The organism is Chromobacterium sp. INPA-IVC, assembly GCF_059047085.1.
This window is the reverse complement of sequence record NZ_JBTNLS010000013.1, coordinates 1-18,283: the sequence shown is the minus strand read 5'-3', so window position 1 is coordinate 18,283 and position 18,283 is coordinate 1. Positions and strand designations below refer to the sequence as shown.

Annotated in this window: 14 protein-coding genes; 8 read left to right on the top strand and 6 right to left on the bottom strand. The window is 66.3% G+C overall.

Translation table 11 applies throughout. The features are described from left to right. The first annotated feature begins 31 nt into the window (after positions 1-31). The 5 genes from ACX17K_RS21160 to ACX17K_RS21140 all read left to right on the top strand — a co-directional run bounded on the left by ACX17K_RS21160 (position 32) and on the right by ACX17K_RS21140 (position 6,292). Positions 32-1,552 carry a TolC family protein gene (locus ACX17K_RS21160; RefSeq protein WP_493776314.1) on the top strand — a complete coding sequence of 507 codons (1,521 nt, stop codon included), beginning with the start codon at positions 32-34 and terminating at the stop codon, positions 1,550-1,552. Then, entirely contained in the window at positions 1,549-2,271 is a 723-nt protein-coding gene (locus tag ACX17K_RS21155; protein ID WP_493776313.1) for an efflux RND transporter periplasmic adaptor subunit, read from the top strand. Before ACX17K_RS21160 ends, ACX17K_RS21155 begins: the two co-directional genes overlap by 4 nt. Positions 2,272-2,276: 5 nt before the next feature. Further along, entirely contained in the window at positions 2,277-3,602 is a 1,326-nt protein-coding gene (locus ACX17K_RS21150; RefSeq protein WP_493776312.1) for an efflux RND transporter periplasmic adaptor subunit, read from the top strand. 1 nt (position 3,603) lies between these two features. Beyond that, the gene (locus ACX17K_RS21145; RefSeq protein ID WP_493776311.1) at positions 3,604-5,703 is read left to right on the top strand and encodes a site-2 protease family protein; all 2,100 of its coding nucleotides are present in this window, start codon (positions 3,604-3,606) and stop codon (positions 5,701-5,703) included. A gap of 61 nt (positions 5,704-5,764) precedes the next feature. Beyond that, the gene (locus ACX17K_RS21140) at positions 5,765-6,292 is read left to right on the top strand and encodes a GNAT family N-acetyltransferase (RefSeq protein WP_493776310.1); all 528 of its coding nucleotides are present in this window, start codon (positions 5,765-5,767) and stop codon (positions 6,290-6,292) included. A 33-nt stretch (positions 6,293-6,325) separates the two neighbouring features. On the opposite strand, the gene ACX17K_RS21135 is transcribed toward ACX17K_RS21140, so the two are convergent. Beyond that, positions 6,326-6,661 (bottom strand): DUF6916 family protein, encoded by a 336-nt coding sequence (locus tag ACX17K_RS21135; RefSeq protein WP_493776309.1) that lies wholly within the window; start codon positions 6,659-6,661, stop codon positions 6,326-6,328. A 60-nt stretch (positions 6,662-6,721) separates the two neighbouring features. Next, positions 6,722-7,309, bottom strand: a complete 588-nt coding sequence (locus tag ACX17K_RS21130) for a phage tail protein (RefSeq protein WP_493776308.1) — start codon at positions 7,307-7,309, stop codon at positions 6,722-6,724. A 193-nt stretch (positions 7,310-7,502) separates the two neighbouring features. On the opposite strand from ACX17K_RS21130, the gene ACX17K_RS21125 reads away from it, so the two are divergent. Beyond that, the gene (locus tag ACX17K_RS21125) at positions 7,503-9,779 is read left to right on the top strand and encodes a DNA internalization-related competence protein ComEC/Rec2 (protein WP_493776307.1); all 2,277 of its coding nucleotides are present in this window, start codon (positions 7,503-7,505) and stop codon (positions 9,777-9,779) included. On the opposite strand, the gene ACX17K_RS21120 is transcribed toward ACX17K_RS21125, so the two are convergent. The 4 genes from ACX17K_RS21120 to ACX17K_RS21105 form a co-directional block, all read right to left on the bottom strand. Next, a complete protein-coding gene (locus ACX17K_RS21120) occupies positions 9,763-10,656 on the bottom strand; it encodes a response regulator (RefSeq protein ID WP_493776306.1) in 894 nt (297 codons plus the stop codon). The genes ACX17K_RS21125 and ACX17K_RS21120 overlap by 17 nt on opposite strands. Next, complete coding sequence (locus ACX17K_RS21115; protein ID WP_493776305.1) at positions 10,646-13,222, bottom strand: sensor histidine kinase; 2,577 nt, start codon at positions 13,220-13,222, stop codon at positions 10,646-10,648. The genes ACX17K_RS21120 and ACX17K_RS21115 overlap by 11 nt, the downstream gene beginning before the upstream one ends. Before the next feature lie 11 nt (positions 13,223-13,233). Then, entirely contained in the window at positions 13,234-14,010 is a 777-nt protein-coding gene (locus tag ACX17K_RS21110; RefSeq protein ID WP_221666110.1) for a ParA family protein, read from the bottom strand. A gap of 72 nt (positions 14,011-14,082) precedes the next feature. After that, the gene (locus ACX17K_RS21105; protein WP_231177466.1) at positions 14,083-14,562 is read right to left on the bottom strand and encodes a surface-adhesin E family protein; all 480 of its coding nucleotides are present in this window, start codon (positions 14,560-14,562) and stop codon (positions 14,083-14,085) included. Positions 14,563-14,832: 270 nt separating this feature from the next. Here ACX17K_RS21105 and recQ point away from each other — a divergent pair, with 270 nt between their 5' ends. Further along, positions 14,833-16,629 carry a DNA helicase RecQ gene (gene recQ / locus ACX17K_RS21100; protein WP_331275066.1) on the top strand — a complete coding sequence of 599 codons (1,797 nt, stop codon included), beginning with the start codon at positions 14,833-14,835 and terminating at the stop codon, positions 16,627-16,629. A 77-nt stretch (positions 16,630-16,706) separates the two neighbouring features. Further along, complete coding sequence (gene argJ, locus ACX17K_RS21095; protein WP_493776304.1) at positions 16,707-17,924, top strand: bifunctional glutamate N-acetyltransferase/amino-acid acetyltransferase ArgJ; 1,218 nt, start codon at positions 16,707-16,709, stop codon at positions 17,922-17,924. Positions 17,925-18,283: the final 359 nt, after the last annotated feature.

Here is an 18,283-nt window from a genome sequence, read left to right as displayed (position 1 = left end):
AAACCGACAATGCTCTAAAGGGGGCAGCGACATGCAATCCGATTATCAGGCAAGGCCGCGCTCGCGCGGACTCCGATTGGTTCCGCTGGCGTGCGCGCTGGCGCTGGCCGGCTGCGCGGTGACGCCGCAGCCGTTGAGCCTGGCCGAGCGCCAGTCCCAGATCCGCGCCGACCGGCAGACGATGTTCGGCAGCCAGGAGGCTGTCAGCGCGCCGGTGACGCTGCAGGAGGCGATGGCGCGGGCGCTCAAATACAACCTGGACTACCGGGTGAAGCTGATGGAGGAGGCGATGGCGCAGCGGCAGCTCGACCTGTCCAGTCTGGACATGCTGCCCAAGCTGGCGCTGGCCGCCGGCTACACCACCCGCAGCAAGGACAACGCGTCGTCGTCGCAGAATGTCGCCACCGGCGAGCAATCGCTGGTGCCGTCCATCTCCACCGAGAAGCGTGATCGCACCGCCGATCTGAACCTCAGCTGGAACGTGCTGGATTTCGGCGTCAGTTATTACTCCGCTCAGCAGCAGGCGGACCGTGTGCTGATTCTGGAGCAGCGCAAGCGCAAGGTGGCGCAGCAACTGATGCAGCAGGTGCGGGAGGCGTGGTGGCAGGCGGCCGGGGCCCAGCAGCTGCAGGGGCGGGTCGATGCCTTGCTGAAAGACGCGCAGTCCGCGCTGGAGGATGCGCGCCAGGTGGAGAAGCAGAAGCTGCGCTCGCCGTTGGACGCGCTCAACTATCGCCGCCAGTTGCTGGATGTGATCCGCCAGATGAGCGCGGTGCGCAACGCGCTGTCGCAGGCCAAGCCTCGATTGGCCGCGATCATGAATGTTTCGCCGGGCCAGGATTTCCAGGTGGCGACGCCGTCCGGCATGCCGGTGCCGACCTTGGGCATGGATGTCGACCGGATGGAGGAGATGGCCTTGCTGAACCGGCCGGAAGTGGTCGAGGCGCAATACAGCAGCCGCATCAGCGCGCTTGAAACCCGCAAGGCCATGGCCAAGCTGCTGCCCGGGCTGGAGTTCAGCGTCGGCCAGCACTACGACAGCAACAAATTCCTGGTCAACAACTCCTGGAGCGACGCCGGGCTGCGCATCAGCTGGAACCTGCTCAATCTGTTCAGCGCCGGGCCGATCACCCGCGCCGCGGACGCTCAGAAACAGGTCAGCGAGTCGCAGCGGCTGGCGCTGAACATGGCGGTGCTGACCCAGGTGCACGTCGCCTATCTGGACTTTCAGGGCAAGTCGCGGCAGTACGAACTGGAGCATGAGCTGAGCGGCGTCGACCAGGCGATCTACCAACAGACCCGCAACGCGGTGGAGAGCGGCGCGTCGGCGCGGCTGCAGGGCATACTCGCCGACGCCAATGCGGTGTTCTCATCGCTGCGGCTATATCAATCGTATGGCGATCTGCAGAACGCCTACGGACTGATGGGCGCCAGTCTGGGCCTGGATCCGCTGCCGTCCACTACCAAGGGCTACGACCTGGCCTCGCTGAGCCAGGCGCTGCAAGGCGCGGAAAGCCAGTGGCAGGGGACGGTCTCCGGGGGCAAGCAATGAGGTTGGCCTGGGTCGTGATGGCCGTGTCGATGGCCGCGCAGGCCGCGCCGCCGGCCACGGCTGCCGATGGACGGATACGCGTGCAACTGATGTCGCGCCACGCGGTCACCCTGTCCAGCGAGATTCCGGCCAAGATATCGGCGATGCCGGTGGTGGAGGGCGGAGGCTTTCGCCGCGGCCAGCCGCTGGTGGAGTTCGATTGCAGCAGCTACCGCGCCCAGTTGCGCAAGGCTCAGGCCTCGCTGGAGGCCGCCAGCCAGTTGTTGAAGGTGAACAACCAGCTGGCCAAGTACAACTCGGTCGGCACGCTGGAGCTGACCCAGGCCCAGGGCAAGGCCAAGGAAGCGGCCGCCGATGCCAGCTACGCGCAGACGCTGGTGTCCAAATGCAGCATCGCCGCGCCCTTCGACGGCCGGGTGGCCAAGCGCAGCGCGGCGGTGCACCAGTACGTGAATCCGGGCAATCCCATCCTGGACATCGTCGACTCCGAATCGCTCGAGCTGCGCATGCTGGTGCCGTCCAAATGGCTGGCGACGTTGAAGCCGGGCAGCCGCTTCACCGTGGCTGTGGATGAGCTGGGCGCCAGCTTCCCGGCGCGCATCGAGCGGCTGGGCGCGCAGATCGACCCGGTCAGCCAGACCATCCTGGCGATAGGCGTGATAGACGGCAAAGCCGCCAACCTGCTGCCCGGCATGAGCGGCTGGGCCAGCTTCAAGTAGCCGCCATGGGCCACGCCGACCGCAGCCGGGAACTGGCCACGCTGCTGCAGCTGCTGCATCGCGCCCGCGAGGCCGACGGCGCCGAGCGCCTGGGCTTCGTCATGGTCAACGAGACCCAGCACCTGCTGCCTTACCGCCAGGCGGTATTCTGGCGCGAAGGCCTGCGCGCCCATGTCGCCGTCTTGTCCGGACTGGCCGAGCCGGATCCCACCGCGCCCTATCTGCAATGGCTGTCCGCCTTGTTCCGCCATCTGGCGAAAGAGGACGCCGACCGGCTCAGCGTGTGTTGCGACGCGTCCATCCTGCCCGAGGCATTGGCCGAGGAATGGGCGCACTGGCTGCCGGAGCATGGACTATGGCTAAAGCTGGACGGGCACGGCGCGTTGCTGTTGGCCCGCGATCTGCCATGGAGCGAGTACGAGGTGCAGCTGGCCGAGGAGCTGGCGCATGGTTATGGCCACGCCTTGCGCCAGCATGCGCCGCGCCGCGACTGGACGGCGCTGGCGAAGACTTGGCTGCGCGAAGGCGACCGCCGCAGACGCCTGTTGATCGCCGCGCTGCTTGTCGTCTGTTTCCCGGTGCGGCTCAGCGTGCTGGCCCGCGCCGAGGTGGTGCCCAGCGATCCGATATTGTTGCGCGCGCCGGTGTCCGGGGTGATAGACAAGGTGGCGGTCTTGCCCAACCAGCCGGTCAAGCGCGGCGCGGCGCTGTTCGACCTGGACGCCACCGTGCTGTCCAGCCAGCTGGCGCTGGCGAAGGAGGAGGCCAGCGCGGCGGAGGAAAGCTTCCGCGCCAGCGCCCAACTGGCGCTGACCGACGACAAGGGCAAGCTCGCGCTGGCGCAGGACAGGGCCAAGCTGGAGGAGAAGGACATCAGCGCCGATTTCGCCGGCCGCGAGTTGAAACGCTTGCACGTCACCGCGCCGGCCGACGGCGTGGTGGTGTTTTCCGACCGGAATGATTGGCAGGGCAAGGCGGTGGCCCTGGGCGAGAAAGTGATGACGCTGGCCGATCCGGCCAAGGTGGAGCTGGCCGCCTGGCTGCCGGCGGCGGAGGCGATCGACCTGGAGCCGGGCGGCAAGGTGACGCTGTACCCGAACGCCACGCCGTTCCAGTCGTACGAGGCCACGCTGCTGCGGGTGGCCTACAAGGCCGAGGCCGGCGAGGGCAATCTGCTGGCCTACCGGCTGCAGGCCCGCTTCGCTGACGGCCAGCGGCTGCCGCTGTTGGGGCAGATGGGCACCGCCAGGGTATACGGCGATTGGGTGCCCCTCGCATATTACGCGCTGCGCCGGCCGCTGACCGCCGCGCGGCAATGGCTGGGCTGGTAGCGTGGCCGCCCGCGCGCTGCCGTCGCTGCGCCAGGAGCTGACGCTGCACGCCGGCCCCGATCTGGCGGACGGATCGCCCAGCTGGATGCTGCACGACCCGGCGGCCAACCGTTATTACCAGCTGGGCTGGGCGAGCTTCGAAATGCTGTCGCGGTGGTCGCTGGGCAGCGGCGCTGCGCTGCTGGAGGCAGTCAACGCCGAAACCACGCTGCGCCTGGACGAGGACGATCTGGCCGAACTGCTGCAGTTCCTGTCGCAGCATCAGTTGCTGCAGGCCGTGGACAGCGATTGGCTGTGGCGGGTGCGCCAGGCGGGCCGGCCGAGCCACGCGATGTGGTTGTTGAAGAACTACCTGTTTTTCCGCATTCCGCTGCTCCGGCCGGAGGCCTGGCTCAACCGCCTGCTGCCCTGGTGCGGATGGCTGTTCCGGCCCGCGTTCTGGTGGGCGATGGCCGGCGTCGCGCTGCTGGGGCTGGCCTTGGTTTCGCGCCGCTGGGACGAATTCACCCATACGTTTTCCGGCTACGGCGGCTGGAGCGCGGCGCTGGGCATCGCGGCGTCGCTGAGCCTGGCCAAGATGTCCCACGAATTGGGCCACGCGCTGACCGCCCGCCATTTCGGCTGCCGAGTGCCGGCGATGGGCGTGGCTTTCCTGGTGATGGTGCCGGTGCTGTACACCGACACCAACGACGCCTGGAAACTGCCTTCGCGCCGCCAGCGGCTGCTGATCGGCGCGGCCGGCATGCTGACCGAGCTGACCCTGGCCGCCTGGGCCACGCTGGCTTGGTGCGCGCTGCCGGAGGGGCCGCTGCGCGCCGGCGTCTTCCTGTTGGCCACCACCACTTGGCTGGCGACCCTGGCCATCAATTCCAGCCCTTTCATGCGCTTCGACGGCTATTTCCTGTTGTCTGATTGGCTGGGCGTGCCCAATCTGCATGCCCGCTCTTTCGCGCTGGCGCGCTGGCAGCTGCGGCGCTGGTTGCTGGGCTTGGACGATCCGGTGCCCGAGCGTTTTCCGCCGGCTCGTCAGCGCGGCCTGATCCTGTTCGCCTGGGCGACCTGGCTGTACCGCCTGGTACTGTTCACTTCGATCGCGCTGCTGGTCTACCACATGTTTTTCAAAACGCTGGGCCTGCTGTTGTTGTTCGTCGAGTTGGGATGGTTCATCGCCAGGCCCATCGTCGGCGAGGTTTCGGCATGGTGGCGCCGCCGCGCCGATCTGCGCTGGCGGATGGAAACCCGGCGCAGCGCCGCCCTTCTGGCCCTGCTGTTGCTGTTTTTGATCCTGCCGTGGCAGAACGAGCTGTCCAGCCCGGCGGTGATGGGCGCGGCGCAGTCCCAGGGGCTTTACGCGGCGGAGGCTGCCGTGGTTGCAGGGGTGAGCGCGCGCGAAGGGCAAAGAGTGAGGGCGGGACAGGCGCTGGCGCAGCTGGCTTCGCCGCAACTCGACCAGCGTCTGGCTTTGGCCAAAGTGCTTGAGGCCGATCTGGCCTGGCAGGTCGCGCAGCAGTCTTTCAACAGCGAGCTGCAGAGCAAGGGCACGGCCTTGCAGCAGCAGTGGCAGGCGGCGCGGCAACAAGTGGCGGGCTTGCAGAGCCAGCGGGACCGGCTGGCGCTGATCGCGCCCTTCGCCGGCCGGGTGGCCGATGTGAGCGAGGCGTTGAGGCCCGGCACGGTGGTGGCCCAGGGCGAGCGCCTGCTGCAGGTGGTCGGCGCCGATGGCGTGAGGGGCGAGGCGTATGTCGATGAGGACGGCCTGGCGGACCTGCGGCGCGGCGATGTCGCCCGGTTCGTGCCGGACAGCGGCGAGACCTGGGCCATCGTCTGCCGGCTGGGGCCGATAGACCGCTTGAACCAGGCGGCGCTGGAGCAGCCGTTGCTAGCTTCCGTGTATGGCGGGCCGATTCCGGTCGAGTTGAGAGACCATGATCTGGTGCCCTTGCGCGCGATTTTCCGGGTTCGGCTGGAAGACTGCGGCCGGCGGGCCCCGCCGCTGCGGGAAATGCCCGGCTGGGCGCGTCTGAGCGGCGAGCGCTACAGCCTGCTGTCGCAGGGTTGGCGCAAGCTGGCGGCGGTGCTGGAGCGCGAGGCGGGGCTGTAGCGGCCCGGGCGGCGAGGCGCGCGCGGGGTTCCGATTTCCATCAACTGGCAAGGAGACATGTGTGTCTGCCGAACTTCATTTTTCCTCGTTATGCCCGTCCTTGTCGCTGCGTCCGGCGCGTCAGGCCGACGCGCCTTGCATCGACCGCATTTACCGCAGCGCGCGGCCCGACTTGCAGTGGATAAACGGCGACGCCGAATTGATCGACACGGTGCAGCGCCAGCAATTGCAGGTGTTGCAACAGGGAACGGGGCAAAACTACCCGAACGCCATGCATTTCATCGTGGAAAAGGCCGGCGGCGCGGTCGGCGCGGTGATGGTCGATTTCGGGCCCAACGAGGTGCGCATCATTTTCCTGGCCATGCTGCCGGAAGCGCGCGGCCAGGGTTACGGCAAGACTGTGCTGCAAGGGCTGCAGCAGGCGGCGAAGCAGGTGGGCGCGCCGTTGGCCGCCGTGGTCTGGCACAACAACGGCGAAGCGCGCCGGGTCTACCAGTCGCTGGGTTTCGTGCTGGAAGAGGCCGGCGCGATGGCCGACAAGCTGGTTTGGCATCCGGATGGCCGGGCCATCATGGCCGGCGCGGTCTGAGGCCGCCAGCCGGTCCCGGCTGGCGGAGCGGCGCTAGTTGAACGGCAACTGGAAATAACAGTAGCGCCGGTCGCGGCCCATCGCGCCGGTGCGGCTGATCCACACATTGTCCAGCGTGCGCGCCGGCAGCTCCCCGGCCGCCGGCAGTTGCAACTGGCCGACGGCATCGACCAGTTCGGTATCCGCGGTGGCCACCAGCTCCACCACGAACGGCGTGCGTTCGCTCCCCTCCCGTCCCGGCACCTGGGACAGAGGCTTTTGCCGTATCGATTGCACCTGCAGTTCCACCTCCGGCCACGGCGCCGCGCGAAAGCGGCAGCATTGCCCCAGAAGCGGCGTGAAATCCTCGCTGCTCAGCGTGTCCAGCATGGCATTCCCCTTGCATGGCAATACCGGCGGACGTATCCGCTCCGCCGGCAGGTTTGTGTTTTATTGTCGTGTCGGGAACAGGCCTTGAACCGCGATGCAGAAGTTCAGCGCCAGGAAGGGGTTGAGCACGCTGACCGGGGTGGTGCCGCCGGCCACGTCGGTGTTGCCGCTCAGGCCCAGGCCCTTGACGGTGACCGGGCTTTCCAATTGCTGGCTCCAGATGGTGGCGAGGCCGGTGCCGCCGCCGGAAGCGCCCAGATAGGGATTGCTGGCGCTGGGCGAGCTGGCAGGGGTGGACGGGTTTGGAATCGTCGACGCCTGAAAGCTGACATTGACCGCCGAGGTGCCGTGGGCATGGAGCGGCATATTGGAGGTGAGCAGGGCGACGGTTTGCTGGCCGCCGAAATTGCCGATCGCGTAGGACGGCAGGTTATAGGTGGGTTGGGCCGGCCCGATGCTGATCGGCATCCGGCCACACAAATTGGGCAGTTGGAAGTTGGTGCTGCCGTTGCCGCCGTAATGATTGCCGATGACGGCGAACAGCGCCTGGTTTTGCGAGACTTGCAGCGTCTGGCCCTGGCATTGCGCCCAGTCGATCGGGGGATAGTCAAAGGCAAAGGGGATAATGCTGCCGATATAAGCTTCCACGTTCGCTCCTTCGTCAGATGATCCCGTCGGCGGGGTGCCGGCAGGGGGAAAAAACCCATCCGTTGACATAGGTTTAGTCCATGGGGTTTTAAATTCAATCGACATTGCCCGTTGTTTTGCCAGGTAGTTTTACCTAGGAACCGTAGGCCGGGACGCTGGCCATGGCCGGCGGGGCCGCAGAGTCGGAGGAAACATGTCGCAGTGGGTGGCCTGGGTGGCCGGCGTCGTCGCTTGCGCTTTCCTGCCGGCGCTGCCTGGCTTGTGGTGGATAGGTTTGGCGGCGGGCCTGGCCGTGGCGGCGGCTGCCGGATGCCGCGGGCGGCCACGGCTGCGGCAGGGGGCTGTCTGCGCGCTAGCCTTGCTGCTGGGCTTGGGTTACGCCGCCCAGCGCGCGCAGTGGCGGCTGGAGCAATCGCTGCCGCCGGCGTGGTGGCAGAAGCCGGTCGAGCTGGTCGCCACCGTCCGGGGCTTGCCTGACCCCGGCGAGTACGGCGTCCGGCTGACGTTGGAGGTGGAGAAAACGCTGACGCCGGGCATCGCGCTGCCGGAGCGGGTGCAGCTGCACGACTACCAGCGGCGCGACTGGCCGCCGGGCAGTCGCTGGCAGTTGAGCGCGCGTTTCAAGCCGCGGCGAGGCAGCGCCAATGCCTTCGGTTTCGACGCCGAACGCTGGCTCTGGTCCGAGGGGCTGCTCGCCAGCGGATCGGCGGGCAAGCCGCGCCAGCGGCTGCCGGACCGGAGCGATCTGATGGCCTGGGTGGACCGCTGGCGGGGTGCCCAGGTGGCGCGCATCGAGCGCGCGCTGGGCGAGGGGCGCGAATCGGCGCTGGTGGCGGCCTTGACCGTGGGCGCGCAGCAGCGGATCGCGAGAGAGGATTGGCAGCTGTTCGCCGCCACCGGCTTGACCCATATCGTTTCGGTGTCCGGGCTGCACATCACGATGCTGGCGGCGCTGGTGGCATGGGTTTGCGCCAGGCTGGTGCGGCGCATTCCAGGGCTGCGCGCGCCCCGAGTGGCGACGGCGATGCTGGCCTTGTCGGCGGCGGCGCTGTATTCGTTGCTGGCGGGCTTCACGGTGCCGACCCAGCGCACGCTGTTCATGCTGGCGGCGGGCAGCGCCTGCCTGCTGTGGCGGCGCCAGCTGTCGCCGTTCCAGGCCTGGTGGCTGGCTTTGGCGCTGGTGTTGCTGTTGGACCCGTTCGCGGCGCTGACGCCCGGCCTGTGGCTGTCTTTCGGCCTGGTGGCGGCGTTGATGTGCAGCTCGCTGGCGAGGCGGCGGCCGGCCTCGGGTTGGCGCGCGGCGGCGGCGGGACAGTGGGCGGCCGGCATCGCCAGCCTGGCGCCGCTGGCGGCGCTGTTCGGCGGCTTTCCGCTGTTGTCGCCGCTGGCCAATGCCTTGGCCATCCCTTACGTCTCTGTCTTGCTGACTCCCCTGTCGCTGCTGGCCGTCGCCCTGCCCTGGGACGGCGTGCTGCCGCTGGCGGGCTGGCTGGCGCGCGGATTCTACTGGATGGTCGGCATGCTGGCGCATGGGCCGGCCTGGCACGTGGCCGGCGCGCCATGGCCGTTGCTGGCGCTGGCCGGCATCGGCAGTGTCTGGCTGATCGCGCCGCGCGGCGTGCCCGGCAAGGTGTTGGGCGGATTGCTGTTGCTTCCCTTGCTGGTCTACCGGCCGCCGGGGCCGGAGTGGGGCGCCGCGCGCGCCACGGTGCTGGACGTGGGGCAGGGCTTGTCGGTGCTGGTGCAGACGGCCGACCATGCGCTGCTGTTCGATACCGGCGCGGGCGAGGCCGGACGCGTGGTGCTGCCGCAGCTGCGCGGCTTGGGCGTTGACCGGCTTGACGCGTTGCTGCTGTCGCATCACGACAGCGACCACGACGGCGCGGCGGCGGGCGTGAGGGCCGCGCTGCCGGTGGGGCGGGTGTTGGCGGGGCAGCCGGAATCCGCGCCGGACGCGGCGGGATGCGCGCAAGGGCAGGGCTGGGAATGGGACGGCGTCCGTTTCGACATGCTGGGCCCGCCGCCGGGATGGCGGGCTGACGAGGATAATGCCCGCAGCTGCGTATTGAGGGTGGCCACGCGACGGCAGGCGTTGCTGCTGAGCGGCGACGCGCCGGCGCGGATGGAGGAGGCGCTGGCGGCCCAGCCTGGCCTGCGTCTGGCCAGCAGCGTGCTGGTCGCCGGCCATCACGGCAGCCGCACCGCCAGCAGCGAGGCCTGGCTGGCGGCGGCGAGCCCCAGGCTGGCGGTGGTCAGCGCCGGGCACTTGAACCGTTACCGCCATCCGCACCCGCTGGTATTGGAGCGCTTCCGGCGCGCGGGGGCGGCGGTTTTGCGCACCGATCTGGACGGCGCGCTGACGCTGGAGATGGGGGACGCGCTGGCCTGGCGCTGCCTGCGCCGCGAAGCGCCACGCTATTGGCGCGATGCGGGCTCCTGCGGCGATGAGGCCGTCATTCCCCCTGATTGACCAGCGCCACCACGCGGTTGCCCTTGTCCTGGTAGCGAAGATCGTCGAACGATAGCTTGCGCGCGATCAGGATGCCGCGGCCGTGGCTGTTCATCAGCGAGGACGGCTCGGCGTTCTGGTAGTACTCCCAGTCGAAGCCCGGCCCCATGTCTTCGATGACGAATTGCAGCTGCTTGCCCTGCTGCGAGAACGCCACCGTGATCTCCCGATCGCGGTAGGTCGGCGCGGACAGCCGGTTTTCCAGCTCCTGCTCCCATGTGCCGGCGGCGATCAGCTGGCTTTTCTGTTCGTAGCTGATTTCCAGGTTGCCATGCTCGATGGCGTTGACCAGCAGCTCGAACAGGCCGGTGGCCACCCGTTCCGGCTGCGGGCAGGTTTTGGCCAGCAGCGCGGTGATCGCCTGGGCCTCGCGGTGGCTGCGGCAGCGGAAGGTGGCGGCGTTCAGGTGCTTGAGCGCGTCGACATGGAGGTTGGCCAGCTCCCGGAAATGGGCATAGCGGTCCCAGTGGCCGACCGCGGCGCCGACGATGGCCAGCAGCATGTCGCGCGAGAACGGCTTGGTCAGGTAGTAGAAGGCGCCCGCGGCCAGGCCCTCCTGCACGCTGGAGGCGGCGCCCATCGCGGTCTGCATGATCACAGGCAGGAATTCCAGCCGGGGTTCCGCCTTGATCTTCTTCAGCACGTCGAAGCCGCTCATGCCCGGCATCATCTTGTCCAGCAGCACGGTGGAGTACTGCTCGCCTTCGCTGGACAGGATGTCCCAGGCGACTTCCCCGTTTTCCGCCTGCCGGGTTTCATAGCCGGCATCCTGAAGCAGTTCCGTCATCAGCTCCAGATTGAAGGGCTCGTCGTCGACGAGCAGGAGTTTATGAGACATCGGAGTCGTCCTCCTTTATCTGAAAATGGCAGGGGATCGCGAAAGTGAAGATGGCGCCGCCCTGGGGCAGGTTGCCGGCGGTGATCCAGCCGTGGTGCGCATGCACGATTTCCCGGCTGATGGCCAGGCCCAGGCCGGTGCCGCCGGCGCCGGTTTTGGTGGTGCTGCTCTGGATGAACTTGTCGAAGATGGTTTCCAGCTCCTTGTCCGGGATGCCGGGGCCGCCGTCTTCGACGCTGGTCATGATCCAGTCGGCGCCGTCCCGCTCGGTCAGGCACGCCTTCACCTGGATTTCCGAGCCGGCCGGGCTGAATTTGATCGCATTGGACAGCAGATTCCGTATCACCTGCCCCAGGCGGAAGGGGTCGATGTCGGCCGCCAGCATCTCTGGTTCGCAGCTCAGCTTCAGCTGGATCTGGTTGCGGCCGGCCATCGGCGTCATTTCTTCGTACGCCTCGCGCAGGCATTGCGTCAGATTGCCGCGGCCGATCGAGTATTCCATCCGTCCCACTTCCATCTTAGCCATGTCCAGCAGATCGTTGAGCAGCGTCAGCAGCCGGCTGCCGCTGGTATTGATGCGGGCGAAGTATTGCTCCGCCTTGGCGTCGCCCAGACCCTGGGCGCGCAGCTGGCCCATCTCTGTGAAGCCTAGGATGGCGTGCAGCGGAGTGCGAAGCTCATGCGACATATTGGCCAGGAACTCGGTCTTGGCGCGGCTGGTTTCCTCGGCCAGGATCTTGGCGTGGCGCAGCGTTTCCTCCACTGCGCGCTGGGCGGAAATGTCCTGGTATACCCAAATGGTGCCCAGCTTGGGCACCGAGGGGTTGACCGCGCGGCCGTGCAGCCGGCACCAGAACAGCTGGCCCTTGCCGGTGCGCAGCCTCACTTCGGTTTGTACTACCTTGCCGTCGTTGAGCAGGCTGTACAGCGCCTTGCCGGTGCGCTCCCATTGTTCTGGGTTTTCGAAATAAGGCATGGTGGGCTGGCCTATCACGTCCAGGCCCTGTTGCTGGAACAGCTCGAGGAAGGCGTGGTTCACCTGGCGCAGGCGGCGATCGACGATGTAGGCCATCGCCAGCGGGCTGGCGTCCAGCAGGGCCGCCAGCTGCCGGCTCTGCACCTCGACTTGCTCGGCCAGACTGTTCTTCAGCCGGATCAGCGCTTCTTCCTGCTCCTTGCGGCGCGAGATGTCGCGGCACACGGTGACGTAGAACCAGTCGTCCGGCATCACCACCCGGCTCAAGGACAGCTCCACCGGCAGGCGCTGGGCGTCGCTGCGCAGCAGGCTGGCCTCGAACGGCCGGCCTTCGTGGCGCTGGGCGGTCTGTTCGAACGGGGGGCTGGGCTCTGAGGTGTACAGTTCCGGAAACAGCACGCCGACGGGCAGGTTTTCCAGCGACTGGGCGCTTTGCTCCACCAGTTTGGCGGCGGCCGGATTGGCCTGGATGATGTGGCCGTCGCGGTGAATCAGGATGATGGCGTCCGAACTGGCCTGCAATATCGCGCGTTGTCGAGCCTCGCTTTGCGCCAGGGCCTGCTGTGATTGCTCGCGATCGCTGATCTGTTCGCGCAGCGTGCGGTCGAGCTCCTGCAACTGCAGGCGCAGACTCGCCGCGATCCTCTCCAGCAGCAAGCCGCCGCGCAGCTGCCGTTGCTGCGCCAGCAGGAACAGGGCCAGCACCAGCGCGGATGCCGCCAGGATGATCCAGGCGACCGGGCCTAGCTGGGGGCGCACCGGTTGCAGCGCGTAGGCGCCCAGCTGCAGATCGGTGCCGCCGACCGGGCTGAGGCGGGAGAATATCGGCGAATCGGTCGGCAGCGGACGGCCGGGCACCGAGTCCAGCAAGGGCGTGTCAGGCTGGTTTTTGCCCCAGGCCAGCAGCCGTACATGGTGCAGGGGATTGCCGCTGATCAGCTCGTTGTTGATCGGCTGCATCAGTTTGTCCTGGCGCAGGTGCAGCAGCAGCAGCGTATGGTCGTTGCCCAGGCGGGTGACGATGTCCAGGCGCGGCATGCCGGTATCCAGCGGCTGGCCGGACAGCAGCATGGGCTGGTCGCTGCGGCGGGCCAGGTCCAGCACCCATTTGGAGTTGCCCCGGTGGCTGAGATCCAGGCCTTGCGGCAGCGCGTTGGCGTCGTCGGGCAGGTAGCTGGCCACCGGATAGTATTGCAGTTGAACCGGGCTGGCCTGCAGATGCTGGTTCTGTAGGAAGCGGATGCTGGTGGCGATGCGGTTTTCAAACGCGGCGCGGCGGTTTTGCTCCACCAGCTCCACCGTGCCGATGCCGGCGAACACGCTGTCATCGCGGACGACGCGGCGCGCCAGATCGGTCAGGCTGTGGGGGGCGTCGGCGCCGGCCAGCTGTTGCGCCAGCATGCGGGAATGCTCCAGCGCGTTCTGTATCTGCAGGACCACGATGCCGGTGCCCAGCGCGCCCCAGTGCTGCAGCTGCTGCTGGCGCTCTTCCCGGTCATGCTCCAGCAGCAGCCAGTATTCGCCCAGCAACAGGCCTAAGCCCAGCAGGCCGCACAACAGCAGCGAGGTGAGGCGGTTCAACCTCGGCATGGAGTCCCTCGTCAGCGATCGCTCAACTCTTGGTACAGCGCCTCGAATTCACGGGACAGCTTGTGGCGCGGATCCAGATAGATCATGGGCCGAGCGGCCTGGTGCGATTCGCGGATCTTGACCGAAGCCGACAGCGGGGATGCCAGCACGGGCAGGCCCTCCGCCTTCAATTCGTCCACCAGTCGCACCGGCAGGCTGGCGCGCGGCTGGAACTGGTTGACCACGATGCCCTCGATGAACAGATCGGGATTGTGGTCGGCGCGAATCTCGTCGGCGCTTTCTTTCAGGTTATAGAGGGCGTGGCGCGAGAACGCATCGCAATCGAAGGGGATCAGGCAGCGGTCGGCCGCGATCAGCGCCGAGCGGGTGTAGAAATTGAGCGCAGGCGGGGTGTCTATCCAGATTTCGTCGTACTGCGGCGCCAGCTGGTCCAGCGCCTCTTTCAGCTTGAACATCTTGTAGCGCGATTCCAGCTTGGCCATCAGCTCGGACAGCTCGGGATGCGAGGCCAGCAGCGACAGGCCATCGATGCCGGAGCCGCGGACGAATTCGTGCGGTTCCTTGGAAAACAGCGAGATGTTCAGCATCTGCTGGAACAGGTCGGCCAGGCTGGGGCCGGTTTCGCCGCCGGCGGCGCCGAGCAGGTAATGGCTGGCGTTGCCTTGCGGGTCCAGGTCGATCAACAGCACGCGCCGGCCCCGGCTGGCCGCCACCGCCGCCAGATTGACGGCGATGGTGGATTTGCCCACCCCGCCTTTCTGATTGAATACCACGCGTCGGATAGTCATGGAGACTCCTGTAGTTGGGCGGTGCGGCGGGCGAGAGAACGGGGCGCGGCGAGGCTAGGCATCCGGCGGTTTTCAGAAACCGGGTTGTCCTTTGCAAACCAGCAGCATTTGTTGATAACTGGCGGAATTCTGCACCACCGGCATGGATTTTATCTGACCGTCATTATAGGAGAAGCTGGCGATCTGGCGGCCGTTTTCGTCGAACAAGGTCATGTCCAGCAAACGGAAGGTGTGTTGCGCGCAATCGATCTGCCAGGTGTTGAGCGAGGTCTTGTGCCGCGGGGTGGTCAGGAAGTTTTCCTTCTTCAGATTGAAGATGGTTTTGCGGTCGCGGAAGGTCGTCACCGCTCCCTGGCGCTTGATCGACAGCAGGTCCAGCTCGTTCAGGATATTGCCGTTGGGCGAGACGCCCAGATTCTGCCAGTCGGCGCTGGCCTGGGCCGGCGCGGGGGCCGAAGGCTTGATGGCTTGGGTCGGCGTGGTTCGCTGCGGCGCGGCGGCGCAGCCGGCCAGCAAAATCGCGGCGGCCAGGGTGGTGAGCAGGGTGCGCATGAATGTCTCCAGAAGATGGCGCCAGTGTCGCATAGCCGGGAGCGCGGGAAAACCGTTTGCGGCGCCGTGGCAGATTTTTGCAGAAAGTCCGGAACTTTATCGCGGCGAGGCCGGTCTTTCGTAGTGCGAGAGCATTTTTCCTCTTCGTTTCACATTGTCTCCATCCAACTTGAGGCCGCCATTACCTGGCGGCCATTTTTTTGCCCGGCTCGTCCCGGGGGCCTCCTTGCCGTACAATGGCGTTTTCTCCCGCGCCATCCTGTCCCGCTCATGCACGATGCAGTCTCCATCCTCAATCATATTTTCGGCTACCCGGAATTCCGCGGGCAGCAGCAGGAGATCGTCGAGCAAGTGGCCCACGGCGGCCATGCGCTGGTGCTGATGCCCACCGGCGGCGGCAAAAGCCTGTGCTACCAGATCCCGGCTTTGTTGCGCGACGGCGTCGCCATCGTGGTGTCGCCGCTGATCGCGCTGATGCAGGACCAGGTGGCCACACTGCAGGAGCTGGGCGTCGCGGCGGCCTGCCTCAATTCCGCCACCTCGCAGGACGAGGCGCGCGATATCTCGCGCCAGGCGCGCGCGGGCACGCTGGACTTGCTCTATGTGGCGCCGGAGCGCTTGCTGACGCCGCGCTTCCAGGAATTCATCGCCAGTCTGAAGATCGCCTTGTTCGCGATCGACGAGGCGCACTGCGTCAGCCACTGGGGCCACGATTTCCGGCCGGAATACCAGCAGCTGGGCATGCTGGCCGAGCAGTTCCCGCAGGTGCCGCGCATCGCGCTGACCGCCACCGCCGACGAGCAGACCCGGCTCGACATCATTCATTATCTGAAGCTGGCTGAGGCCAGGGTGTTCCTGTCCAGCTTCGACCGGCCCAACCTGTTCTACCAGGTGGTGGAAAAGCACAACGCCAAGAAGCAGTTGCTGGATTTCATCCGCCAGGAGCATCAGGGCGCCACCGGCATCGTCTATTGCTTGTCGCGCAAGCGGGTGGAGGACACCGCCCAGTGGCTGCGGGAGAACGGCATCGAGGCGCTGGCCTATCATGCCGGCATGAGCCACGCGGAGCGCGAGGCCAACCAGCGGCTGTTTCTGCGCGAGGACGGCATCGTGATGGTGGCCACCGTCGCCTTCGGCATGGGCATCGACAAGCCGGACGTGCGCTTCGTCGCCCACATCGACATGCCCAAGAGCCCGGAAAACTTCTATCAGGAGTCAGGCCGCGCCGGCCGCGACGGCCTGCCGTCGGCCAGCTGGCTGTGCTATGGCCTCAACGACGTGGTGCAGCTGCGGCAAATGATAGAAGGCGGCGAGATGGCCGAGCTGCAGAAACAGGTGGAGCTGTCCAAGCTCGACGCGATGCTGGCCTTTTGCGAAACCGCCGGCTGCCGCCGCCAGCACATCCTGGCGCACTTTGGCGAGGCGAGCAAACCATGCGGCCATTGCGACAACTGCCTGCATCCTCCCATCACCTACGACGCTACCGAGCCGGTGCGCAAGCTATTGTCCTGCATCTATAGAGTGGGACAGCGTTTTCCTACCGGCCACGTCATCGACGTGCTGCTGGGGCGGCAGAACCCCAGCATCGGCCATCATCGCCACGACCAGCTCAGCACTTACGGCATCGGCAAGGACATGAACCAGCGCTGGTGGCGTTCCATCGTCCGCCAGCTGGTGGCGCGCCAGCTGGTGCAGGTGGACATCGCCCGCGGCCAGTCGCTGGTGCTGACCGACGCCTGCCGGCCGCTGCTCAAGGGCGAGCAGAGCATCTATCTGCGTCCGCTGGCCGACGAGAAGAAATCGCGCGGCAGCGGCGGCGCCGACCGCTGGCTGCGCACCGAGCGCGAAGAGCGGCTGTGGCAGGCATTGCGGCGCTGGCGCCGCCAGGTGGCCGACGAGCACAATGTTCCGGCCTACGCGGTGTTTTCCGACCGCACGCTGCGCGATCTGGTGGAAAAGCGGCCGGACAGCCCGGCCGGCCTGCAGCGCATCTACGGCCTGGGCGAGTTGAAGCTGGCCCGTTACGGCGAGGCGCTGCTGAGCTGCCTGCGCGAGGCGCAGGAGTAGGCCAAACGATTTGCCCAGCCATGAATGGCGAAATTCTTATACAATCCGTCGCATATATGTAAATGCTGGAGAATTTCATGGCTGTGAATCTGAATCCGCCGCAAGCCGGCCTATTGCCGCCGGTAGCCGGCGTTGAACTGCTGGTGGCCGAAGCCGGCATCAAGACCCCGGGCCGCAAGGATGTGCTGGTGGTGAGGCTGGACAAGGGCAATACCGTCGCCGGCGTGTTCACCCGCAACCGTTTCTGCGCGGCGCCGGTGCAGCTGTGCCAGGAGCATCTGGCCGCCGGGGTGCAGATCCGCGCGCTGGTGGTCAATACCGGCAACGCCAACGCCGGCACCGGCTTCGATGGACGCGAGCGCGCATTGTCGGTTTGCCGGGCGGTGGCGGAGCGGGACCAGCTGCAAACCGAACAGGTGCTGCCTTTCTCCACGGGCGTGATTCTGGAGCCGCTGCCGGCCGGCAAGATCGTTTCCGCGCTGCCGACGCTGCGCCAGGCGAACTGGGCCGAGGCCGCGGAGGCCATCATGACCACCGATACCCTGGCCAAGGCTGCCAGCCGCAAGCTGGACATCGGCGGCAAGCCGGTGACCATCACCGGCATCGCCAAGGGTTCGGGCATGATCCATCCCAATATGGCCACCATGCTGGGCTTCATCGCCACCGACGCGGCCGTTACCCGTCCGATGCTGAACCAGCTAGTGCGCGAAGTGGCCGACCAGTCGTTCAATAGCATCACTGTGGACGGCGACACCTCCACCAACGACAGCTTCATTCTGATTTCCACCGGGCAGAGCGGCGCGCTGTTGATCGACTCGGCGGAGCAGCCGGCTTACCAGCAGTTGAAGCAGGCGCTGCTGGATGTCGCCATCGAGCTGGCCCAGGCCATCGTCCGCGACGGCGAAGGCGCCACCAAATTCATCACTGTGGAAGTGAACGGCGGCCGTTCGGTGGCCGAATGCAAGGACGTGGCCTACGCGATCGCCCGTTCGCCGTTGGTGAAGACCGCCTTCTTCGCATCCGATCCGAATCTGGGCCGCTTGCTGGCCGCCATCGGCTATGCCGGCGTCGCCGATCTGGATGTCGACCGCCTCTCCCTGTATCTGGATGACGTGCTGGTCGCCTGCGAAGGCGGCCGTAATTCCCTATATAAGGAAGAGCAGGGCCAGGCGGTGATGAACCAGAGCGAAATCACTGTGCGGGTGGAGCTGGGACGCGGCGCCGCCAGCGCAAGGGTGTGGACCTGCGACTTCTCCTATGAGTATGTGCGGATCAATGCCGATTACCGCAGCTGAGGCGATGGAGCGCGCTGGATAAGTTTGGAAAAACATATTTCAAGAGAAAAGCCCCGGGATATCGGGGCTTTTTTCATTTTTCGAATCGGGAATCTTGGGGCGAAGAGTCAGTTTTAGCGGGTGGAGTAGAGATTTATAAAAAATACCAATGTATTAATTTGTTTGATATCAGGTGGTTGTGATGGATTTTTAGCAAACCTCTCCTTTTTCTCAAAAAACCTGTTGACCGAGGGTGAGGGCGCAGGTATAGTTCGTCTCCTCAGCTGACGCAGCGAACGAAACAGCGGAAACGAAACGGTTCCGGTGAAGACGACGCAGCGGATGGCACTGCTCTTTAACAGAACGAATAACCGATAGGT